The sequence below is a fragment of the Paenibacillus favisporus genome (assembly GCF_040545415.1).
Lineage (GTDB): Bacteria > Bacillota > Bacilli > Paenibacillales > Paenibacillaceae > Paenibacillus_AQ > Paenibacillus_AQ favisporus.
This window is the reverse complement of the sequence record NZ_JBEPLV010000005.1, coordinates 423225-444477: the sequence shown is the minus strand read 5'-3', so window position 1 is coordinate 444477 and position 21253 is coordinate 423225. Positions and strand designations below refer to the sequence as shown.

The following is a 21253-nucleotide window of genomic DNA, read 5'->3' as shown; positions in this document are numbered from 1 at the left end:
TGTTAATCGCAAAGATCTGAACTGCCGCCGTCACGGTCGGCTCTGCCGGCTTCTTCATCCAGACGGTACACCGCCCGTTCGCCGCCGATCAGCTTGGGCCGCGTGTAGGCCGCATTCACACGCGCATGCCCCACATACCGCAGGGTCGGGCGGAAAGGTACCGCCACTCGCCGCAGATGCATGCCGATCATCGTCTCGCCGATGTCGATGCCCGCGTGAGCTTCAATCGCTTCGGCCAGGCAAGGCTCCTTCATGGAACGGTAAGCAGCGGCAGCCATAGAGCCGCCCGCTTTCGGAACAGGAACGGCAGCGACCTCGGTTAAACGAAGGCGCTCCAGTACGGAACGCTCCATCACAAGCGCCCGGTTCAAATGCTCGCAGCACTGAAACACCGTGTCGAAGCCGAACTTGGCCCGGACCTCGCCGATCGCCTGCAGCAGCTCCTCAGCAACCCCGAGTGCCCCAGAAGTGCCGATGCGTTTCCCGGCCACCTCACTGGTGCTCGTTCCGACAACCAGTACCTTACCAGGGCCAAGCCCCGCGGCTTCCACCAGCTCATGAAGAATTTGGGATACCTGTTCTCCCAGCGAAACTTCCAATGGACTGCCACCTGACATGCTTTCCATGAGAAAACCTCCCTAATTGTGCAGATACCGCTCTTCAATCGCTTTAATCTTGTTCACGCGCCCGACATGACGCTCGCCGCCGCTGAACTCCGTGCCCAGCCAAGCCTTGACGATTTCCTGGGCCAGACCTGGACCGATGACGCGTTCGCCCATCGCCAGCACGTTGGAGTCGTTGTGCTCCCTGGTGGCAATCGCCGAGAACACATCGTGGACCAAGGCGCACCGGATGCCTGGAACCTTGTTCGCCGCGATGCTCATGCCGATGCCTGTTCCACAGATCAGGATTCCCCGGTCGGCCTCGCCTTTGGTAACCAGATCGCACACAGGGAGAGCATAGTCGGGATAGTCCACGGAATCCGTGCATCCGCATCCCACATCCGCAACTTGATGCCCCATTCCTTCGATCACGGCAATGATGTCTTCTTTCAAACGTATACCCGCATGATCTGTTCCAACAGCAATTTTCATCTTTCGAAAAACCTCCTAAAATTTCGCGCAATACAGAGAAACGAATCTAGCGCTCCCCGGTATTCCCGTGACTTCTTGTACCATTATAACTCATTTGCAGCCACTAGACGAAAAAAAGAGCAGTCCGCGGATCATTCCGCAGAATTGCTCTTTTGCCCAGGCGACCGGCCGTATATTCCGGTGCTCCATCGTGGTTGGATCCACATTGTCGCCAGTTACACCGGAACCGATGTTTTTCACCTTCATCATAAAGCATGACGCGATGAAAATCAATCTGCAAATTTACTCCATTTTTTCAGGCCTAGGCTCCCGCCCAAGCGCTAATTTAAGCTTGTTTCTTAAAATGTACGGAACGCCTCCAGCTTATCCAGCAGCCGCTCGATAGCGGCGCGGATTTCTGCGGCGGTTACATCGTAATCGTCGCGGGACCCGCCGAACGGGTCCGAAATATCAAAGCTCGGGATCCGCTGCTGGATCTCGATCAGCCGCTCCCGTTCCTCGTCCTCCAGCTGCTGTCCGAGCGCCCGCTTCATTTCCCAGGTGGCGTACAGGCTGTCGAGCTCCTGCAGGTCCTTGATCACGTTCTCGTCATCTTCGGTGTATTCCTTCAGGGTATAAATTTTGTCAGCCGCGAGCGGAAAGCTCCGGATCACATGCTGTTTATGCCCCTGGGTCAGTGTCAAAATCAAATCCGCCCAATCCACCGTGTCGGCCCTGAGCGGCTTGGCGGTCAAATGCTCATCGATCTCGTGATCCCGCAGCACCGCTTCCGCATGACGCGAGATGGGTGTCCCTTCAAGGGCGGCCACGCCGGCCGAACGGACTTCGAGCGGAACGCTGCGCTCCTTGGCCAGCTTGCGAAGCAGAGCTTCGGCCATCGGGCTGCGGCACGTGTTACCCGTACAGACAAACAAAATATGCTTCACGTCTCTAGCACCTCCCGAAGTGTCTTTGCCGATATTGTATCAGAAGATAAAGGCGAGGCCAAATGCCAGCAAAATCGCGCCGCCAAGGGCCTCCCCGTATTCGCCGAGATTCCGGCTTACCCTCCTGCCGAGCAGGAGTCCAAGCACGGCCATCGCGCCCCCGCAGATCCCGAAAGCCAGCACGGTCAGAATCCGGTTGCTCTCAAACATCCCCAGGGATACGCCTACCGAAAAGGAGTCAATGCTGACGCTGAGCGAAAACAGCAGCATCCCCAGCAAAGAGCGGTGATCCACCATTCGCGTTTCGCTTGTTTTGAAGGAATTCAGGACCATGTGTCCACCCAGCAGCACAAGCAGCCCGCCGGCAACCAGGGCGGCAACTTGTCCAAGCAGCGAACTGACGTAATATCCCATAAACATTCCCAGCAGCGGCATCAACACATGGAAAAGGCCGATCAGCAGGCTGATCTTGAGAATATGCAGCAGCCGGATTCCTTTCATGCCGATTCCTACGCCCAGAGAGAATGCATCCAGTCCTAATGCGACGGCCATTATCATGATAGTCATTAGCTGCCCTAAACCGGCAGAAGTCTCCAACATCCCTATTCCCCCATGTCCGTTAGGTTCTTGTACAACCATATGCGGACAAGAGGTAAATGATGTCTCTTAAAAGGTGCGGCGAGAGGTCACAAGCGCACAACCCGCTGGCCGGCGGCCTTGCGGAGCCGGTTCATGATGGCGGCGCCCAGCCCCTCTTCCGGGCAGGCTTCCGACAAAATAAACGTCACGCCTTCTTCATCCATGCGGCGAAGAGCGGCGTACAGCCGGTGGGCGGCCGCTTCCAGTCCGGCAAGACTGCCAAGGGACTGCACGCAATCCGCGGCGTAACGGCCGATATGCTCCTCGAATGCCATCACGCCGGTTCTCTCCCCGCGTCCCGCCGCTGCCTTCAGCTGCTCATCGATCCAGCCGGATACCTGCTCCGGCGTGCCGCCCTGCACAATGGTGAGCGCACCCTTGGGAGCGTAGTGCGTATATTTCATGCCGGGCGATTTCGGAGCGACAATCTCCTCTTCATCCGGAGAGCGTTCGATTCCCGGATCAGTCGTCACTGCCGTCCCGGAAGCGGCGGCTAGCTGCTCGCTCGTAATGCCGCCGGGCCGGAGAACGGTGACGCTGCCGTCTTCCTGGACCTGCACAACGGTGGATTCAAGGCCGACCCCAGTCGGCCCTCCGTCCAGAATACCGTCGATCAGCCCGCTCAAATCTTCCTCGACATGGCTCGCGAGCGTCGGGCTCGGCCGTCCCGAGCGGTTGGCGCTTGGCGCCGCCACCGGACAGCCGGATTCACCGATCAGCTTCAGTGCGATCGGATGGTCCGGCATCCGGATGCCGACTGTCGTCAGCCCCGCTGTTACCCGCGGGGACAACACGCCCGGACGGAGCGGCAGCACCAGCGTCAGCGGGCCGGGCCAAAAGGCCGCCATCAGCCGCCGCGCCGTATCGCTGACCTCCGTCACGAGCCCGTCCAATTGGCTTGCATCCGCAATGTGGACGATAAGCGGATTGTCGGACGGACGGCCCTTGGCCTTGAAAATCGCCTCGACAGCCTCCGTATTCCGGGCATCCGCCCCAAGGCCGTAGACGGTTTCGGTCGGAAAAGCAACGGTACCGCCATCCCGTAGAATGGCGGCTGCCCGGCCGATCGACTGCTCTGCACGGGACACCGCTTCCCTCTCCGCTTCTGCGGCAGCGGTGCTGCGTCCCATCAATACGGTCACATCCCATACCGGTGTGGCATGGCTCTTATTTGCATCATGGGCGGAAGGAGCGCCTCCTCCATCCTGCCCTTGGTTCAAACCTTTCATCGTTGTTCATTCCTGTCATCGAAATTGGTATGTTTTATTATAGCACATCTGCAAAATCTCCATGACGCATGCCCCTGGACAGGATGGCCGCTAGTTCCTAAGCGAACAGCCCCGTCAGCCAGGACCACAACCCGGAGAGCATGTCTACCAGGAAGAAGCGAACTTCCGGCTGGGAAGCATCGGCAGCTGCTTTCCCGGAGGCTTGAGCGGCTGCCGTATCCGTCACCTTGGCCGACGCCGTGGTCACGGCGCCCTTAGTGTCACCCTTGGCATCCGCGGGCTGAGCCTTGGCATCGGCAGGCTGAGCCGCAGCATCTCCGCTGGCCGCATCAATGAAGCAGAGCGGAGGAAACAGCACGCACCACCAATTTTGACCGTTGCCTGCCCCCAGTGTGATCCGGAGTGCTTCATAGTTCCCGGCTGGATACACTGTACCGCCGTACAGTTTGGTCGGAAACGGCACGATGCCCAGCTCAACATGGTAATCGTAATGAATGCCTCTCTTCTCCAGCTCACGGCCCACCAGATCGTTCAGTTCCGGCAAATGCTCCCGGATTGTCGTTCTCGCCTGATCCAGGCTTTGCGGGTCCTCAAGCTCCTGTACCCAGCCGTTCATCTCCGCTACTACGGCATCGCGAATCTCGCGTTTGACCAGCTGGTCATCCGGATTATCGGAATTGGCCAGGATGCGCAGGCGGATGGATTCCTGCGGAATCGGCCCGCCGGCCACGGCCGCGTCGGTCTTTTGGCTCTCCCACATCATGGCGATCATAAACAAAATACAAAAAATAATGGCGGTATCCTTCACCAAGTCGCGCAGCCAATCTTGCCCTCTATATTTCCCCTGCTTCATCGTCTTTTCCATTTTCCCCGGGCCCCTCTCTATCAGAACAAATCTATGATAGTTCTCAGTATGTCCGGGAATGGTAGAGTCTAAACCTAGCAATCTATATATAGATTGAAATTAAAGAAATCCAACTTTGGCACGGGTATTCCCCTTGGAAACAAGGAATGAAAAGAAATACTCGAATTCATCTTATCTAGTATTTTCTACGAGCTTCTTACCCGCAAAAAAAGACCGCCTTCCCAAGCCCGAGGACTTGTCGAAAACGGTCGTTTCTTGTAAATCATCAGCTTCACATGCCGGCTTTGGCCTGTCCGCCTTGAGCAGCAGTCCCCTTAGCGGGGGTCAGCATCTCGTCGTCCACTTCCTCCCCATGAACGCGCACGCTCATGACGATCCCGATGCTCGCCATATTGATCAGCAGCGAGGTTCCGCCGTAGCTGATAAACGGCAGCGTAATCCCGGTCAGCGGCATCAGGCCGATGAAGGCGCCGATATTTTCGAAGATCTGATAGAGCATCATGGCGATAATGCCCACGATCAGAATCGGCCCTGCCCGGTCCCGGCACTCGAGACAGATCAGAATCATCCGGTGGATCAGGATAAAATAGAGCAGCAGTACGACCGATGAACCGACGAAGCCGAATTCCTCGGCGATTTCCACGAAAATAGAGTCCGAATAAGTATACGGCACGCGTCCGGATTGAACCGAGGACCCTTTCATATACCCTTCGCCCACCATGCCGCCGGATGCGATCGCCAGCTTGGCGTTTTTCGTATGATAGGACGCCTTGGCCGTCGCCTTATCCGGCACCAGCCATGGGTCGAGACGTTCCGTCCAGTGCTCCCGCCCGATGTCCTTCATAAACTTCTCAATGTTGTCGTGAAAATGAATGTAAGAAAAAATGCTTCCGACGGCGACGGCCCCCAACACCACCAGCGCAATCAGCGCATGCCAAAACTTGATGTTGCCGATCCAGAGCAGTCCGAGCAAAATCAGAACGTAGCTGAGCGCGTTCCCGAGGTCATTCTGAACCATAACGAGCGCAAACGGCACGAACGTCAGCAGTCCGATCGGGACGACGTCATGCCAGAACGAGAGCCTCGATTTATTTTTGCGCATAATGATATACGTCAGAAAAATAATCAGGATGAGCTTGAACAGCTCCGCAGGCTGCAAACTGAAGCTTCCCATCTTGATCCAGCCTTGGGCGCCGTTGACGTCGGTCCCGATGAAGTTAACCGCAACGAGCAGGGCCAACCCGAACAAATACAGATAAAGCGCATATTTGACAAGCAGCTTGTAATCGACGATAACCAGCCCGAAAAATGCGATGAAGGCAAGCACGTAAAACTCGATCATTTTAATATGGGAACCGGCAAACTTCGTCCCCTGTGTGACACTGTAAATGGACATGATGCTGATGCCCATGAAAATCAAAAGAATAAAAACGACGACATAATCCACTTTTTTCAGCTTTTGAAGCATGGCTATCCTCCTGTGCGGAGCCTTCCGCTCCTCGTTGCCCCTGATGCGTACCTGTCTATTGTAATAGAACAGCCATGCCATATTCAATTCCTGTTAAATCCATCCCGGATGAGGCGCAAAATTTTGCCCGTTCCTGTGGCCGGAGCCGGTTCGTTCTGCAGCGGGAGCAGTTCCTCTTCCTCCTGCCCGTGAATCCGGACACTCATCACCACCCCGATGCTGACCATGTTGATCACCAGTGAGGTGCCGCCATAACTAATAAAAGGCAGCGTAATGCCGGTCAGCGGCATCAGACCGATAAAGGCGCCGATGTTGACAAAAATCTGGTAAATGAACATCGTGATAATGCCTGTAATCAGGTATGGCCCCGCCCGGTCGCGGCAGTCCGCGGCAATCAGAATCATGCGGTGGATCAGAATAAAATACAGCAGCAGCAGCGCCGACGAGCCGATAAATCCGTACTCCTCGGCAATCTGGACGAAGATCGAGTCGGCAAAAGCCAGCGGAACCCGGCCGTCAGACTGGATCGTCGTCCCCTGCATGTAGCCCTTGCCGTCCAGGCCGCCCGACCCGATCGCCAGCTTGGCGTTGTAGGTCTGCCAGCTGTCGTCACGGGAAGCTTTGTCCGGAACGAGCCATGGGTCAAAACGCGCGATCCAATGCTCGCGGCCAATGGACTTGAACAGCTTCGCCGCCTCGTCATGATAATGAATGTACGCCTGAATTCCGCCGAAGATGGCGGCAAAGGCCACGGCGAACCCGATCAGCGCATGGACATACCGGATACCGCCGATCCACAGGAGCCCTACCAGAATGAGGAGATAGCAGAGCGCGTTCCCCAGGTCATTTTGCGCCATCACAAGCATAAGCGGAACCAAGGTGAGGAGCCCCATCGGCACGACATCCCGCCAGAAATACAGGCCGCGGGACCGGTCTCGATTTTTCCTCAACAGCAGGCTGGACAGAAAAATGACCAGGAACAGCTTGAACAGTTCGGCCGGCTGCAGGCTGAGTCCCCCGGGAAGGGTGAGCCAGCCGCGGGCACCGTAGTATTCGTTACCGGCAAACAGGACGAATAAGAGCAGCATCAGGCCAAAGATATACACGTACAGTGCATATTTGATCAGCAGCTTATAATTGACGAGCGAAGTCGCCAGAAACCCTGCAAAGCCGATGACGTAATAGACGGCCATCCGCACCGAATATAGATCGGTTTTGGGCCGGCCGGCGGTGACGCTGTATATGGAAGTCAGACTGAATGCCATCAGGCAGAGCAGCACGAGCATGACGGCGAAATCCAATTGTTTCAGTTTGCGCAGCATATCCTTTCCTCCAGGGAAAACATAGGTAGTTCCATTGTAGAGGAAATTGGGTCAAAAAGAAAATTATGGGATCACCGGCGGACGCCGAGAACGTGGCGCTCAATGCCGGCGAGGTCCGGGATGATTATAATTTCATCCCAATGGCCCGCCTGGCGGAGCAGGTCTGCGACCTCGCCCGCCTGGCCGATGCCCAGCTCGAATCCGATGAGCCGGGGCGGCTCCTGCAGCAGCGGCAGCTGCTGCATCATGATGCGGTAAGGCGCGAGCCCGTCCGCTCCGCCGTCCAGCGCCGTGCGCGGCTCATGGTCGCGCACCTCGGGCTGCAGGCCGGAAATATCGGCCGCAGGAATGTACGGCGGATTCGACACCAGGATGTCGACCCGCCGCCCCGCAAACGGCTCCAGCAGGTTGCCTTCCTCGAAGGCGACCTGGACACCGTTTGCTTCGGCGTTGCGCGCGGCGACCCGCAGCGCGTCCGCCGAGATGTCGCTGGCGTAGACACGCCAGCGCGGGGCGTGCAGCGCCAGCGTGACCGCGATGGCGCCGCTGCCGGTGCCGATGTCGGCCGCGACCAGCGGGCGCAGGCCGTCCGCGGTACCGGCATCGCCGCCGGGCGCAGCGGCTGCGCGGCCCTGTGCCGCCGGACGAGCCGCATCGCGGTCCGGCAGCTCCGCGTCAGCCGGCCCCGGAACGCGGCCGGCACCCTGCTCTTGCGGCGGCTCCTGCTCCGCCGCAGATGCCGCTCGCCCTGCCGGGGCCGCTCCTTGCGGCCACAGCCGCGCGGCCTGCTGCAGCACGGCCTCCACGAGCAGCTCCGTCTCGGGCCGCGGGATGAGCACGGCGGGCGTCACCTGAAAGGGGATGCCGTAGAACTCCTGCTCCCCGATAATGTATTGGGCCGGTTCGCCCGCCGCCTTGCGGGAGATGACTTCCTCCCAGGCCTTCTGCCGCTCGTCCGGAAACGGATCGGGCAGCGCCATGTAATAGGCCGCGCCGGACAGGCCCAGCACATGCTCCAGCAGCAGCTGGGCGTTCCGCTGCGGCTCCATCACTTCATGCGCCGCTAAAAAAGAGGAAGCCTCCGCAAAGGCTTCCCGTATACTCTGCTTTGTCGTCATCACAAACGTGCTTTCCTTCAAAGCCTTATTCCCCTTTATCCATCATTTCCGCCTGCTCCGCAATGTTCAGGGCCGAAATGATCTCTTCGATTTCGCCGTTCATCACCGAATCGAGCTTGTGCAGCGTCAATCCGATGCGGTGGTCGGTCACCCGGCTTTGCGGGAAGTTGTACGTACGGATCCGCTCACTGCGGTCGCCTGTACCCACTTTGCTCTTCCGCTCACCGGCATACTTCGCTTCTTCTTCCTGCCGCATCATATCAAAGATCCGGGCACGAAGCACCTGAAGCGCCTTTTCCTTGTTCGAGTTCTGCGACTTGCCGTCCTGACAGGTGGCCACGATTCCGGTTGGAATATGGGTCACGCGAACGGCGGATTTCGTGGTGTTGACGGATTGTCCGCCCGCACCGCTGGAGCAGAACGTATCGACGCGGATATCCTTGTCATGGATTTCGATATCGATCTCTTCAACTTCCGGCATGACTGCCACTGTAGAAGTGGAAGTATGGATCCGTCCGCCGGACTCCGTCGTCGGGATGCGCTGCACGCGGTGCGCGCCGCTTTCGTATTTCATTTTGCTGTAGGCGCCGCGTCCGTTGATCATGAAGATGACTTCCTTGAAGCCGCCCAGATCGTTCGTATTGGCGTCCATCAGCTCTACGCGCCAGCCTTGGGTATCCGCATAACGCGTGTACATCCGGTACAGGTCGGAAGCGAACAAGGCCGCTTCGTCACCGCCCGCCGCGCCGCGAATCTCCACGATGACGTTCTTGTCGTCGTTCGGGTCCTTCGGCAGGAGCAGAATGCGGATGCGTTCCTCCAGCTCGGTACGGCGCTGGGTCAGCTCCTCGATTTCCATCTTGACCATTTCACGCATTTCGTCGTCCAGCTTCTCAGCCTGAAGCGCTTTGGCGGATTCGAGTTCTTCCATGACGGATTTATATTCGGTATAAGCCTCATATGCAGGCTGCAAATCGGATTGTTCTTTGGAATATTCCCGCAGTCGCTTACTGTCGTTCGCAACGTCAGGATCGCAAAGCAGTTCACTAAGCTTCTCATAACGGTCCGCCAAGGATTGCAATCGGTCCAACACTGGGATTCACCTCTCCTATTTAAAAAATACACTAGGTATATATATGCTCTGATCGTTATCGCTGCTCTCTATCAAAATAGAGGGTAGACGACTTTTTATTATATCACGGTACGCGCATATTTACCATAGCCGACATGGGTGAACAGGATAGCCGAAAGCCTGTTTATGTTAAGCTTGCGCTTTGTTTTTCCGCCCTATACTTACCAAAAAATATATGCCGCAAATGACCAGCGGATACAAGATCGCCCACCCGACGAACGGAAACACCGCCGCCGTGAGGATAAAGGACAGCCAGCTGACCGTCCGTCCCCACCGCTGGCCTTTCAGCAGCCGGATCCCGGCTGCGCAGCCGCCCAGATACGTCAAAATAAACGTGGCATTGGGGAGCGTAATCAGCGTGGTCAGTGACACTGCGCCGGTTCCGTACAGAACGAGCACGAGCACGAAACAGCCCGCCAGAAAGCCCAGTCCCCCGACAGGCGTCTGGAATCGGGACGACATCTTCCCCATCCAGGCCGGCGCCTTTCCTTCCCGGGCGAGCGCGTAAGCAAGCCTCGATGAAGCGCCGGTATACGAAATGACCGTGGCCGTGCAAATAAACATCCCCGTCAAGCCGGCGATGACGGCCCCGGCCGGACCGAGCAGCTTTTCAATAACAAGCAGCAGCGATACGTCCGACCCGCTCCCCCCATAGCTGTGCGTTCCCACCGTTGCCAATGCCGTCAGAAAATACAGCACGCCGACGATGATGGCCGCAACCGTCACGCCCTGCACCGCCGCCCGTTTCGGGTCCACGAACTCCTCGGATAAATGCGATACCGCCTCCCAGCCGATAAAGCACCAGAACAGAATCGCCGCACTCTGGCCGACACTGATCCACCCTTCCGGCATAAAAGGCGTGAAATGCCTTGCTTCCATATGGGGAAAAGAACCGGATATCGCCAGGATGAGCACCAGTACGATCGCCGATACGACGACGATCTGCACGCTGCCTGCCAGCTTCATCCCAAAGACGTTGATGAACAGGGACACAGCCAGCATCAGCGCGGCAATGACGATTCTGGCGCCGTCACCCAGTCCAAAAGCAGCCGTCATATACCCTGCTCCCGTCAACGCTGCGACCGGTGCGCCTATCGGCACCGACATGAGGAAAAACCAGCCGACCAGCGTCCCGGCTTTGGTGCCGTACGCTCTGGAGACAAACGAGGACACGCCCCCGGCATCGGGGTAACGCGCCGACAGCAGCCCCATGACAAGGGCCATCGGCAGGACGAGCAGCGTCATGAGCCCCCAGGACAGGAGCGAGGCCGGACCCGCGATATGCGCGGCGAGCCCCGGCACGATCAGGATGCCGGATCCGAGCACCGAACCGATATATAAAGCGATGGCTTGAGGCATCCGAATGGAAGAGGTTAAGTGTGATGCTGTAGAAGTCTTTTCGAATGAGGTCTTTTCTAATGAAGCCATATATTTGATCATCCTATCTGCTGTAATGGTGTAACCGGCAGGGATTACCGGTCATTCTAGGGTTGTGCAGTGCTCACAGCTTAACAGATAATAGATAAATAGGTAAAACAGATTATTTTGATCGTTTCCATCGGGAGAACCGATAGTTGAAGATCGCTACGAATTCATATTTCGCATCATGGAGGATCATTGATGGACTTAAAACACTTACACACCTTCCGAACCGTTGCGGATACGCATGGCTTTACCAAAGCCGCCGAAATCCTGTCCTACGCCCAATCGAGCGTCACGGCGCAAATTCAGGCGCTGGAAGAGGAAGTCGGCTCGAAGCTGTTTGACCGTCTGGGGAAAAAGGTACAGCTTACATCCGCAGGCGAGCGCCTGCTGCCCTATGCCATCCAGCTCCTGGAGCTGCACGACCGGGCGCTGGCCGAAATGTCCGCTGGCGGAAGCCTGCCCTCCGGGACGCTGAACATCGGCGCACCCGAGTCTCTTGCGGCGTTCCGGCTCCCGGACATTATTAAGGAATACACGGAGCTGTACCCGGACGTGAAGATCATTCTCCGGCCGGCCGGCTGCAAGGAGCTCAAGAAATTGGCCCTGTCCGGCGATATGGACCTGGTGTTCGTGCTGGAGCCGGAAGCGGATGACCCGCACTTGCAGTCGGAGACGCTCATCCACGAACCGATGGCGCTCATCGCGCCGCCGGCGCATCCGCTGACCCTGCTGCCGCAGGTTGATACTCTGGACTTGAAAGACGTTTCTTTTATCCATACCGAATCGGACTGCAGCTACCGCCTGCTGCTCGAACAGCATTTAAACAGCCACGCGATCTACAGCAGCAGCGACCTGGAGTTCTGGAGCATCGAGACGATCAAGCACTGCGTCATGTCCGGTCTTGGCATCTCCCTGCTGCCCGCCATTGCGGTCAAGGACGAGCTGTCCTCCGGCCGGCTCATCCGGCTCCCTTGGGACGACAGCCCCTGCCGAGTGGCCACGCAAATGCTGTACCATCCCGGAAAGTGGCTGTCTCCGGCCCTTGGGGAGTTCATCCGCCTGTCCCGGGAACATGCCGCCAGATGGCGCCAAAACGGCTGAATACATTTTTTTAAAAAACTTTGCAGGGATGCCTCGACATGCGGCGTCTAACTTAACGTATCGGGAGGAGGGGAGAAGACTGGAAGAAGAGTTGCAGTGGATCCGGGCGGTCAAAGCCGGCCATCCGGAAGCCTATAAATTTCTGGTGCAGCGGTACCAGAGCATGGTATACCACGTATGCCTGAAAATGACCGCCGACAGCGTCTCGGCGAAAGATTTGTCGCAGGACATTTTCCTTAAGGCATATTCGGCCCTGCCTGCTTTTCGGGAAGAATCCTCCTTCTCCACCTGGCTGTATCAAATCGCCGTCCGGAAGTGCCTGGACTGGAAAAGGGCCCACCAAAGGGAACAGGCGCGAAGGACGATGGGAGAGGTTAGCGAAAACGATTGGGTAACCGCCGAGACACCCGAGAAGATCGTCCTCTCCGAAGAGACGAACAGCCGGATCCGTCAAATCGTCGATGAGCTGCAGGAGCCGTATAAGTCGGCCGTGCAGATGTATTATTTTGAACAATGCTCCTATCAGGAGATTGCCAAGAGGCGGGGCATTACCGCCAAAACCGTTGAGTCCCAATTATACCGTGCCAGACAAATGATGCGTCAGAAAGGAGAGGAGCTCAGGTGAAATGCGAACTCATTCAATACCAGATGGCCGCTTACGCCGCCCATGAACTGCCGCCCGAAACCTCCCTCTTGATCGAAAAGCATTTGAACCAGTGTCCGGAATGCCAGGCTTGGTATCAGGAAATTACGGAGATGTCCCAAATTTGGGAGAATCCAGGTCCGGTCATGGATATGCCGGATATCGTTGCCGGCGTGATGGAGGAAGTCCGTCAAATGCCGCCGCTGGCGGTAAGATCGCTGCCAAGAAGCCGGCCCCGCGAGTCGCAGAAATCCAAGCTGGCCCATTTCGGGCTTGCGGCCTGCCTGACCTTTTGCTTATTCCAATTCGGAATTTTCGAGCATCTGGGGAACGGGCTGACGGAGGCCACGCAGCATTTATCCACTCGAATGGAGCACATATTTAAGGAGGGTAACCCATGATTAGAAAAAGTAGATGGCTCACGTTTATGTTGTCGATGATTCCCGGCCTCGGCCATTTATATTTAGGATTCGCCAAACAGGGACTGCAGTACATGATCGGCGCCTGCGTCTGCATCATCCTCATCCCGTCGATTCCGATGCTGTTTCCGTTCGCTCTGGCGATTTTGTGGTTCTACCAGCTGTTTGACGCCCTGCAGAAGGCGAGCTGGATGAAAGCCGCGGCCATGGAGCACGAGCGGATGATGATGGGCCAGGATACCTTCGGCTATCCTTGGACCGAGCGTGACTGGATTCAAATGAACGGATATCAGAAGGAATCGGCGGTCCATCCGTTTTGGATCGGGGCGACCTGCATCGGCATGGGCATTCTCGTGCTCCTCGTCGGCGTCTTCCCCGGCCTGTGGGAATGGCTGCTGAACCGCAATATTACCAGCGTGCTGCTGGCCGTCGGCCTGATCGTTTACGGCATGTGGCTGCTTGGCAAAAGACCAAACCATAAGGGAAGTGAGCATCTGTGACCGCACCGCTTGAGACGCGCCCGCCGGTCCGAAAGATCGGCAAATGGACCACCGCCATCGGATTGATCGGCCTTGGGGTCATCATCATTCTTCAAATGAATCAGTTCATCAGCTTTGAAGTTCTGAAATATGTATGGCCCACCCTGCTCATCCTGCTCGGCATTGAAGTTGTCATTTCCAATGTCGTGCATGCCAACCAGCGGGTTCGTCTGGGCGGCGGAAGCGTCACGATCCTGATTCTGCTTCTGATTGTCAGTGGAGCCCAGGCGATTTACCCCGACTGGACGTTCCTCTTTAACAAGGGTTACCTCAGCGCCGTGCAGGGATCGGTTCCGGCGCAGGGAGAGATCAAGCGGGTGGAAGTTTTCCTCGACAGCGGCAAGGTCAACGTAACGGAAGCTCAAGGCTCGAATATTGCCTATGAGGGAAAAGTCCGCGTGCGCACCGAATCCTCCCAGGCTAATGCCGACAAATGGACGAACCAGCACTGGAAGTCGGAAACATCGGGAGACACGCTGACCCTGACACTGGATAAACACCAGCCGGATATCGTCCTGATCGGCGGCTGGGCGATGCCTGAAGATTACTTTAACCTCCAGGTTCCGGAGTCCGTCGAAGTGGAAGTGCATACGAAAAATTCCACCATCGACGCTTCCGGACTTCATGCCGGACTGACGGCCGTGACGTCGAATGGCACCCTGAACGTAAAGGATATCCAGGGCAAAGTGTCGGCCAAGACCAACAACGGCCGGATCGTAGCAACGAACATCAACGGCCCTTCCGAGCTGGTGACCAGCAACGGTACGGTGACGGCCAACCAGCTTGGCGGCCCGGTCTACATCCGGACCAGCAACGGCGCCGTTCGGGGCGATAGCGGCATCGCCGGCAATTGGGACGTGAAAACCTCAAACGGCAGCATTAACCTGACCGTTCCCGAGGACGCCAGCGCCAAGCTGACCGCCAAGACGTCCAACTCCTCCATCAAGGGCAACATCGGCTGGGTGGATGAGAGCGACTCCCGCGCTACGGCCACCTTGGGAGACGGACAGTTTACCGTGGGGCTGGCCACGTCCAACGGCAGCATTACTGTGAATCATTAAGGGGCTGTGAGCGTCGCAGGCTGCAAGCGATAATCGGCCTTTTGCGCTGGGTAGGACGGGGATACCCGACTACTCAGCCCTACCAAAAAAACCGCCATTCCAAGGGTTACCCGGGGAATGGCGGTTTTACGTTGACTATCAGCTTACTAAAAATCCTAATGGCCGCATCCATTACACGTTTACACGTTGAAACGGAAATGCATTACGTCGCCGTCCGCAACGACATAATCTTTGCCCTCCAGGCGAAGCTGGCCGCGTTCCTTCGCGGCGTTCATGGTACCGGCGGCGACCAGGTCGTCGTAGGAGACCACTTCGGCACGAATAAAGCCGCGCTCAAAATCGGTGTGGATGACGCCGGCTGCCTGCGGCGCCTTCGTTCCTTTGCGGATCGTCCACGCGCGCACTTCCTGCACGCCTGCCGTAAAGTACGTGTACAGGCCGAGCAGGCGGTAAGCCGCCTTGATCAGACGGTTCAGGCCGGACTCTTCGAGACCGAGCTCCTCCAGGAACATTTCCTTGTCTTCCCCTTCCAGCTCGGCGATTTCCGCCTCGACCTTGGCGCTGATCGGAACGACTTCGGCATTCTCGCCTGCCGCAAAGTCCTTGACCTGCTGCACGTACGGATTGCTGTCCGCATCAGCCACGCCGTCCTCGCTGACATTGGCCGCGTACAGAACCGGCTTCAGGGTCAGCAGGTGCAGATCGCGCACGATCACTTTCTCTTCGTCCGACAGTTCGACGCTGCGGGCCGGCTGGTCATTGTACAGCGCTTCTTTCAGGCGCTCCAGCACTTCAACTTCCTGGGCGTACTGCTTGTTGCCGCCCTTCATGTTTTTGCGCGAACGGTCGATGCGCTTCTCCACGCTCTCCAGGTCGGCCAGGATCAGCTCCAGGTTGATGGTTTGAATGTCGCTGACCGGGTTGACCTTGCCGTCCACGTGCGTGATGTTCTCGTCCTCGAAGCAGCGCACCACGTGCACGATCGCATCTACCTCGCGGATATGAGCGAGGAACTTGTTGCCCAGACCTTCACCTTTGCTCGCGCCGCGAACCAAACCTGCGATATCGACGAACTCAAAAGCGGTCGGTACGGTTTTGTTTGGCTGAACCAGCTCGGTCAGCTTATCCAGACGCTCGTCCGGAACTTCGACAACCCCAACGTTTGGATCAATCGTACAGAACGGATAGTTGGCGGATTCGGCGCCCGCCTGGGTAATTGCGTTAAACAACGTGGATTTGCCGACGTTCGGCAGTCCAACGATCCCTGCTTTCAAAGCCATTTATATGACAACTCCTATTTAGGTAATAGTTAAACAGACGTCTCTCAATCCTACCCATTATATATTAGAACCCCCGGAGCGGCAAGGATTGGACTTTACGATCGGATGCCCGGCTTAAGCCTTCATTTCGCCCTGCGGCTGGGACGATCTGAACCTGGGAGAGTAAAGTGCGTAAGGATAAAGATGCAGCGAGCGTGTGAAAACGAAAAGGCGGCAAAATGAATGAAAGCTGCGAAAACCAATGCCGCAGACGCAGGCAATCAAGCTTTCGACGAAAAAGACCCGGATTCTCCGGGCCCCTTGCCAGAACATCTTCCAGACGATCCCTAAAAAGGATACCAAAATCCTTTCAACACTCGCACCTTCAGCCAAATGCCCACAGCCAGCAGCAGCACGCCAAGCACGGCTAACGTCCAGTCCAGCCCTTCCATCTCCTTGCCGCTGTACCAGGTGCGCTTCTTCTGCGTGCCAAAGCCCCGCAGCTCCATGGCGTTCGTCACCGAATCGATCCGGTGCAGCGCTGACTGCAGCACAGGAACGACGACCGCCGCCAGGTTGCGCAGGCGCTGCGCAATGCTGCCGTCCTCTTTCGTAATCCCCATGCCGCGTGCCTGCATCGAGTTCAGCGTACTGCGGAATTCTTCCGTCAGGTCCGGAATATAGCGGAGGGCAATACTCACGGCGTAGGCGATTTTATAAGGGACCCCGATCCGGTTCAAACTGCCGGCAAATGCGCTCGGCTGCGTGGTAAAAATGCACAGGATCGTAATCGGCAGCAGCGTCAAATATTTGGCCGACAGCGTCAGCACGTAAAACAGCGTCTCCGCATTGATCGTGTTATAGCCGAGCGGAATCAGCGGCGTACCCGTCCCCGTCAGCCGTGTGCCGAAGGTCGGCGTGATGAGCAGAATAAAGATGCCGTTCAGTACCGTGAAAATTATCATCAGCCAAAACAAAAACGCCATCTTTTTAAAAGGAATCCCTGCCGTCACCAGCAGCGCGATCCCGACAACCAGCATCAACACAAACACCCGCAGATCCAAAAACATGTACGTCATGACCGTCCAGGCCATAAACAGCACCAGCTTGACCGCTCCGTCCAGCCGGTGAAACAGCGAGTTCCCCGTGACATAGAGGCTGCCCGTTCTATTCATGGCCCTTCTTCTCCTTCTTCTCTGCGTTGATAAAAGCCTGCACAAACCGCTCAGGCGAAGCCAGGCCGTTGGCTTTGGCGAAAAGGGACAGCGACGTCTCCTTCAAATGGGCCGGCTCCGTCACCTCCGGACGGCTGAGCACCGAGGCGACCGTGTCGGCGGCGAGCACCTCGCCCCCGCTGAGCACTACGGCGCGCTGCGCGTACTCCAAGGCCAGATACATGTCGTGCGTAATGAGCAGGAAGGCGATGCCTTGTCCGGCCAATTGCTCGATAAAATCCATAAACTCCTGGTAATGCCGATAATCCTGGCCGGCCGTGGGCTCATCCAGAATCATCAGCTTCGGCGCCAGCACGAGAATCGCGGCGATGCTGAGCCGCTTCTTCTGGCCGTAGCTGAGCGCGGAAACGGGCCAGTTGCGGAAAGGATACAGCCCGCAGGTCTGCAGGACGCCGGCGACCCGCTCTTTGATCTCAGCGGCAGGCACGCCGCGGACCTTCAGGCCGAGGCCAACCTCGTCCGCGATCATATGCTGCGTGATCATCCGGTTCGGGTTCTGCATCACATAGCCGATCGCTTCACCCCGGCGGCGGATCGACCACGAGGCCATATCCTGGCCCGCATACCGCATCGAGCCGGACTGCGGCTTCAGAATGCCCGTAATCAGCTGGGACAGCGTCGATTTGCCCGCCCCGTTGTTCCCCAGGAGCGCAACGATCTCTCCGGCCCCGACTTGCAGCGACACATCCTTGAGAACCGGCTGCCCGGGCTCATACCCGAAGGTCAGCCCGCGTACGTCCAGCAGCGATTCTGCAGGCTGTGACGGCGTTTGTGCGGCCGCCTGTTCGCTCCATCCATCCAGCCGCTCACCAAGGCCGGGAATGCCCAGCGGCTGCGGCCGGCTGAGGCCTTGAACACCGTCCAGGGATACGCCGGCATACCGCAGCGCATCGACATACAGCGGCGGCCGCAAGCCGCAGCCGCGCAGCAGGCCGGACGCCAGAATCTCGTCCGGCGTACTGACCGCCTCGATGCCTCCGTCCTTCATCAGCACGATCCGGTCGATCGGCTGCTGCAGCACATCCTCCACCCGGTGCTCGATGATGATGACCGTTTTGCCGCCCTGCCGGTGGATATCGTCGATGAGCTGCATTGCTTTGCGTCCGCCTGCCGGATCGAGGTTGGCCAGCGGCTCGTCGAACAGCAGCACCTCCGCATCCGTTGACAGCACACCGGCCAGGGACACGCTCTGCTTCTGCCCGCCCGACAGCTCGTAAGGGCTGTGGTCGATATAATCCAGCATGCCGACCCGCTCCAGGGAAGCGGCCGTTTCCCGTTTCATCTGCTCGCGGGGCATCGCTTTATTTTCCATGACAAACGCCACGTCCTCGGCCACGCTTAAGCCCACGAACTGGGAGTCCTGGTCCTGCAAAATCGTCCCCACCGTACGGCTCAGCTCGAAAATGCTCAATTCGGCAGGATTCCGTCCGGCAATACTCAGACTGCCGCGGATGTCCCCGCCGTAGGTAAAAGGAATAAGCCCATTGATACAATGGGCCAAGGTCGATTTGCCGGAGCCGCTGGGACCGGCGATCCAGATCTTTTCTCCGGGATAAATGTCCAGCGTAATGTCCTTCAGCGTGGGCTCCGACTGATTTTTATATTTAAAGCTGTACTGTTGAAACGAGATGATCGGCTGCATCATGACGTAAATCTCCTATCCTGTGGCGCTCTGCCAAGCACCTACTCGTTGACGCTTAAATTGCTGACTTTGGCGTTTCTGCGGGCAAATCCGATCACAGCCGGAACCCCGAGCACCAAAAAGACGACGATATTCGAAATCGAAGCGGCCGTAACCTGCACCAGCAGCTTATCCGACGGCTCGCCCATAAACGTGATGTCAAACCATCCCGAGAAGAGCAGTGACAGAATGATGCCGACGACGCCGTATACGATGAACAGGCCGATATGCTTTCCTTTGTATGTACCGTTCTGCGGGTCAAACCCTTTGGATAAGTAAATGAGTCCCATAAATGCGGCCGTAATGCCGGAACCGAGCGCCCAGCCCCACCATACCGTACCGCTGGTGAGCAGGTCGTTCAGCACGTGGCCGATCAGGCCTGCGATAAACCCGACCACCGGGCCGAACAGGGCGCCGAAAATCGCCAGCAGCGCAATCGCCGGACGCAGCGAGGTATCGGGTCCCACGGGAATTCCAATAAAGCTGGTGGCTCCATAGAGGGCCGCACCGATGCCTATCGTCACCACGGTTCTTGTGTTTAACTGAAAAATGGATTTCTTCAAAGCAGAGTCACCTTCCCCTTTACATCAATTCAACAACCTTCATGTCCTAAAGGCGAACATTTCGCGTTATTTGTACTCTTAATATAAGGGCAGGCAGAAACGAAGGCAAAACTTTTTTTGGTAAATATTATATAAAATTTTTGGATCGATGACCCAACGAAATGCGGCAACACCCATAATCGCAGCAAAAAAGGCCCTATTTCCGATGAGGAAAATGGGCCTTTGGTTGATTGTTTGCTTTTTGGCACCATACAGCTGCCTGCGGCCTGGGGGCTGCGGTCCGCCGCCCGGGTCAGGTCCGGGTCCGCAACAGCCGGCGCGTACCCTTCAGCGCGGCGACGTCCGCCGCGCCAATGCTGAACATCGCGGTGCGCAGCTCGAACTCGACCTGCGCCAGCGCCTCGTCCAGCGCCTGCTCGGACGAGACGGCCGGGCCGAGCAGGCTGCGGCCAAAGCCCGCGAGATCGGCGCCGAGCGCCAGCGCCTTGGCGGCGTCCACGCCGCCCTGCAGCCCGCCGCTGCCGATCAGCCCTCCGTGCGGGGATACCGCCCGCACCTCGGCAATGCATTCCGCGGTCGGGATGCCCCAGCCCGCGAACGCCTCCGCCGCCCGGCGCCTAACCGCGTCCCGGCTGCGGAACTTCTCGACCTGGCTCCACGAAGTCCCGCCGGCGCCGGCCACATCGACGAAAGCCGCGCCGGCGTCGTACAGCCGCGCCGCCGTATCCCCGTCGATGCCCCAGCCGACCTCCTTGACGCCGACCGGCACGTCCAGCCGGCGGCACACCTCTCCGATCCGGGTCAGCAGCCCGCTGAAATTCGTGTTCCCCTCCGGCTGGAATACCTCCTGCAGACCGTTCAGGTGCAGCACGAGCATGTCCGCTCCGGCGATATCGACGGCCCTTTGGCACTGCTCCACGCCGAAGCCGTAGTTCAGCTGGACCGCGCCCAGGTTCGCGATCACCGGGATCGTTGGCGCATGCGCGCGCACATGGAAGGTCGGCGCAAGCTCCTCCTTCTCCACCGCCGCGCGGACCGAGCCGACTCCGAGCGCCCAGCCGCGCCGCTCGGCGACGGCAGCCAGGCGGGCGTTGATCGCCCCGGTCGTTTCGCTTCCGCCCGTCATGGAGCTGATCAGGAGCGGCGTCCGGAGCGTCCGCCCAAGGAAGGAGGCTTCGAGGGAAATCTCCTCGAAGCCGATCTCCGGCAGCGCACAGTGGCGAAAGCGGTACTGCTCCAGGCCGGAGGTTACGCCACTGCCCACATCTTCGCTCAGGCACAGGCGCACGTGCTCGATTTTTCTTTCCCCTGTAGGTATTTCGGGCAGCAAAGACCCGCTTTCCGCTTCGTTTCCGTTCATCTGATGCGCCCCTTTCATGGATATGCTGCAAACCTTGATTCACTTCGTGACCCGCTCGTCACCACACGATCCTCTAAAGAAAGTATTATACCACAGAACCTCTGGTAAATTCGCCAACCTGCCTCAAACCGAGCCGACCTTCCATCCTGTACATCCCGATGATTACGCCGTACC

At 57.8% G+C, this 21253-nt stretch carries 21 protein-coding genes and 1 riboswitch; of the genes, 5 read left to right on the top strand and 16 right to left on the bottom strand.

Annotated elements, in window-relative coordinates:
- Positions 1–2 precede the first annotated feature (2 nt).
- The 11 genes from ABID47_RS23335 to ABID47_RS23285 all read right to left on the bottom strand — a co-directional run bounded on the left by ABID47_RS23335 (position 3) and on the right by ABID47_RS23285 (position 11221).
- Positions 3–617 carry a TIGR01440 family protein gene (locus ABID47_RS23335; protein ID WP_116233566.1) on the bottom strand — a complete coding sequence of 205 codons (615 nt, stop codon included), beginning with the start codon at positions 615–617 and terminating at the stop codon, positions 3–5.
- A 21-nt stretch (positions 618–638) separates the two neighbouring features.
- Entirely contained in the window at positions 639–1094 is a 456-nt protein-coding gene (rpiB, locus tag ABID47_RS23330) for a ribose 5-phosphate isomerase B (RefSeq protein WP_089549712.1), read from the bottom strand.
- 147 nt (positions 1095–1241) lie between these two features.
- A riboswitch (ZMP/ZTP riboswitch) is annotated at positions 1242–1323 on the bottom strand.
- Positions 1324–1432: 109 nt separating this feature from the next.
- On the bottom strand, positions 1433–2020 hold the full coding sequence (locus ABID47_RS23325) for a low molecular weight protein arginine phosphatase (RefSeq protein WP_076174699.1): 588 nt from the start codon (positions 2018–2020) through the stop codon (positions 1433–1435).
- Positions 2021–2059: 39 nt separating this feature from the next.
- A complete protein-coding gene (locus ABID47_RS23320) occupies positions 2060–2620 on the bottom strand; it encodes a manganese efflux pump MntP (RefSeq protein ID WP_076174701.1) in 561 nt (186 codons plus the stop codon).
- A gap of 86 nt (positions 2621–2706) precedes the next feature.
- The gene (locus ABID47_RS23315; RefSeq protein ID WP_354500453.1) at positions 2707–3789 is read right to left on the bottom strand and encodes an L-threonylcarbamoyladenylate synthase; all 1083 of its coding nucleotides are present in this window, start codon (positions 3787–3789) and stop codon (positions 2707–2709) included.
- 196 nt (positions 3790–3985) lie between these two features.
- Positions 3986–4708 (bottom strand): stage II sporulation protein R, encoded by a 723-nt coding sequence (gene spoIIR / locus ABID47_RS23310; RefSeq protein WP_354500449.1) that lies wholly within the window; start codon positions 4706–4708, stop codon positions 3986–3988.
- Between the two features lie 316 nt (positions 4709–5024).
- Positions 5025–6221 (bottom strand): FtsW/RodA/SpoVE family cell cycle protein, encoded by a 1197-nt coding sequence (locus ABID47_RS23305; protein WP_354500255.1) that lies wholly within the window; start codon positions 6219–6221, stop codon positions 5025–5027.
- A gap of 83 nt (positions 6222–6304) precedes the next feature.
- Positions 6305–7543: an FtsW/RodA/SpoVE family cell cycle protein gene (locus ABID47_RS23300; RefSeq protein ID WP_251678276.1), complete on the bottom strand. Its 1239-nt coding sequence runs from the start codon at positions 7541–7543 to the stop codon at positions 6305–6307.
- A 71-nt stretch (positions 7544–7614) separates the two neighbouring features.
- Positions 7615–8682, bottom strand: coding sequence for a HemK/PrmC family methyltransferase (locus tag ABID47_RS23295; RefSeq protein WP_354500253.1), 1068 nt, complete (start codon positions 8680–8682; stop codon positions 7615–7617).
- Between the two features lie 4 nt (positions 8683–8686).
- On the bottom strand, positions 8687–9754 hold the full coding sequence (prfA, locus tag ABID47_RS23290; protein ID WP_076174707.1) for a peptide chain release factor 1: 1068 nt from the start codon (positions 9752–9754) through the stop codon (positions 8687–8689).
- 168 nt (positions 9755–9922) lie between these two features.
- The gene (locus ABID47_RS23285) at positions 9923–11221 is read right to left on the bottom strand and encodes an amino acid permease (RefSeq protein WP_354500251.1); all 1299 of its coding nucleotides are present in this window, start codon (positions 11219–11221) and stop codon (positions 9923–9925) included.
- Between the two features lie 192 nt (positions 11222–11413).
- On the opposite strand from ABID47_RS23285, the gene ABID47_RS23280 reads away from it, so the two are divergent.
- From ABID47_RS23280 to ABID47_RS23260, 5 genes are all read left to right on the top strand, one after another.
- A complete protein-coding gene (locus ABID47_RS23280; RefSeq protein WP_354500249.1) occupies positions 11414–12319 on the top strand; it encodes a LysR family transcriptional regulator in 906 nt (301 codons plus the stop codon).
- Positions 12320–12410: 91 nt separating this feature from the next.
- Positions 12411–12944 carry an RNA polymerase sigma factor gene (locus tag ABID47_RS23275; protein ID WP_163882721.1) on the top strand — a complete coding sequence of 178 codons (534 nt, stop codon included), beginning with the start codon at positions 12411–12413 and terminating at the stop codon, positions 12942–12944.
- Complete coding sequence (locus tag ABID47_RS23270) at positions 12941–13363, top strand: zf-HC2 domain-containing protein (RefSeq protein WP_145028043.1); 423 nt, start codon at positions 12941–12943, stop codon at positions 13361–13363. Before ABID47_RS23275 ends, ABID47_RS23270 begins: the two co-directional genes overlap by 4 nt.
- Positions 13360–13881 (top strand): hypothetical protein, encoded by a 522-nt coding sequence (locus ABID47_RS23265; protein WP_076174717.1) that lies wholly within the window; start codon positions 13360–13362, stop codon positions 13879–13881. The genes ABID47_RS23270 and ABID47_RS23265 overlap by 4 nt, the downstream gene beginning before the upstream one ends.
- Positions 13878–14981, top strand: coding sequence for a DUF4097 family beta strand repeat-containing protein (locus tag ABID47_RS23260; RefSeq protein ID WP_354500246.1), 1104 nt, complete (start codon positions 13878–13880; stop codon positions 14979–14981). The genes ABID47_RS23265 and ABID47_RS23260 overlap by 4 nt, the downstream gene beginning before the upstream one ends.
- A gap of 179 nt (positions 14982–15160) precedes the next feature.
- Here ABID47_RS23260 and ychF read toward each other — a convergent pair whose 3' ends face one another.
- The 5 genes from ychF to fni all read right to left on the bottom strand — a co-directional run bounded on the left by ychF (position 15161) and on the right by fni (position 21079).
- The gene (ychF, locus tag ABID47_RS23255) at positions 15161–16261 is read right to left on the bottom strand and encodes a redox-regulated ATPase YchF (RefSeq protein WP_076174721.1); all 1101 of its coding nucleotides are present in this window, start codon (positions 16259–16261) and stop codon (positions 15161–15163) included.
- A 326-nt stretch (positions 16262–16587) separates the two neighbouring features.
- Entirely contained in the window at positions 16588–17415 is an 828-nt protein-coding gene (locus ABID47_RS23250; protein ID WP_354500244.1) for an energy-coupling factor transporter transmembrane component T family protein, read from the bottom strand.
- Entirely contained in the window at positions 17408–19117 is a 1710-nt protein-coding gene (locus ABID47_RS23245) for an ABC transporter ATP-binding protein (protein WP_354500447.1), read from the bottom strand. The genes ABID47_RS23250 and ABID47_RS23245 overlap by 8 nt, the downstream gene beginning before the upstream one ends.
- Positions 19118–19158: 41 nt before the next feature.
- Complete coding sequence (locus tag ABID47_RS23240) at positions 19159–19719, bottom strand: ECF-type riboflavin transporter substrate-binding protein (protein WP_084204127.1); 561 nt, start codon at positions 19717–19719, stop codon at positions 19159–19161.
- 292 nt (positions 19720–20011) lie between these two features.
- Complete coding sequence (gene fni, locus ABID47_RS23235; RefSeq protein WP_354500242.1) at positions 20012–21079, bottom strand: type 2 isopentenyl-diphosphate Delta-isomerase; 1068 nt, start codon at positions 21077–21079, stop codon at positions 20012–20014.
- Positions 21080–21253: the final 174 nt, after the last annotated feature.

Excerpts from the sequence above, each read along its gene's own strand:
- ABID47_RS23250 (WP_354500244.1), bottom strand. The coding sequence starts at position 17,415 with ATGAATAGAACGGGCAGCCTCTATGTCACGGGGAACTCGCTGTTTCAC.
- ABID47_RS23320 (WP_076174701.1), bottom strand. The coding sequence starts at position 2,620 with ATGTTGGAGACTTCTGCCGGTTTAGGGCAGCTAATGACTATCATGATA.
- ABID47_RS23300 (WP_251678276.1), bottom strand. The coding sequence starts at position 7,543 with ATGCTGCGCAAACTGAAACAATTGGATTTCGCCGTCATGCTCGTGCTG.
- ABID47_RS23315 (WP_354500453.1), bottom strand. The coding sequence starts at position 3,789 with ATGGGACGCAGCACCGCTGCCGCAGAAGCGGAGAGGGAAGCGGTGTCC.
- ABID47_RS23285 (WP_354500251.1), bottom strand. The coding sequence starts at position 11,221 with ATGGCTTCATTAGAAAAGACCTCATTCGAAAAGACTTCTACAGCATCA.
- ABID47_RS23245 (WP_354500447.1), bottom strand. The coding sequence starts at position 19,117 with ATGCAGCCGATCATCTCGTTTCAACAGTACAGCTTTAAATATAAAAAT.
- rpiB (WP_089549712.1), bottom strand. The coding sequence starts at position 1,094 with ATGAAAATTGCTGTTGGAACAGATCATGCGGGTATACGTTTGAAAGAA.
- fni (WP_354500242.1), bottom strand. The coding sequence starts at position 21,079 with ATGAACGGAAACGAAGCGGAAAGCGGGTCTTTGCTGCCCGAAATACCT.
- ABID47_RS23335 (WP_116233566.1), bottom strand. The coding sequence starts at position 617 with ATGTCAGGTGGCAGTCCATTGGAAGTTTCGCTGGGAGAACAGGTATCC.
- ABID47_RS23280 (WP_354500249.1), top strand. The coding sequence starts at position 11,414 with ATGGACTTAAAACACTTACACACCTTCCGAACCGTTGCGGATACGCAT.
- ABID47_RS23265 (WP_076174717.1), top strand. The coding sequence starts at position 13,360 with ATGATTAGAAAAAGTAGATGGCTCACGTTTATGTTGTCGATGATTCCC.
- ABID47_RS23305 (WP_354500255.1), bottom strand. The coding sequence starts at position 6,221 with ATGCTTCAAAAGCTGAAAAAAGTGGATTATGTCGTCGTTTTTATTCTT.
- ychF (WP_076174721.1), bottom strand. The coding sequence starts at position 16,261 with ATGGCTTTGAAAGCAGGGATCGTTGGACTGCCGAACGTCGGCAAATCC.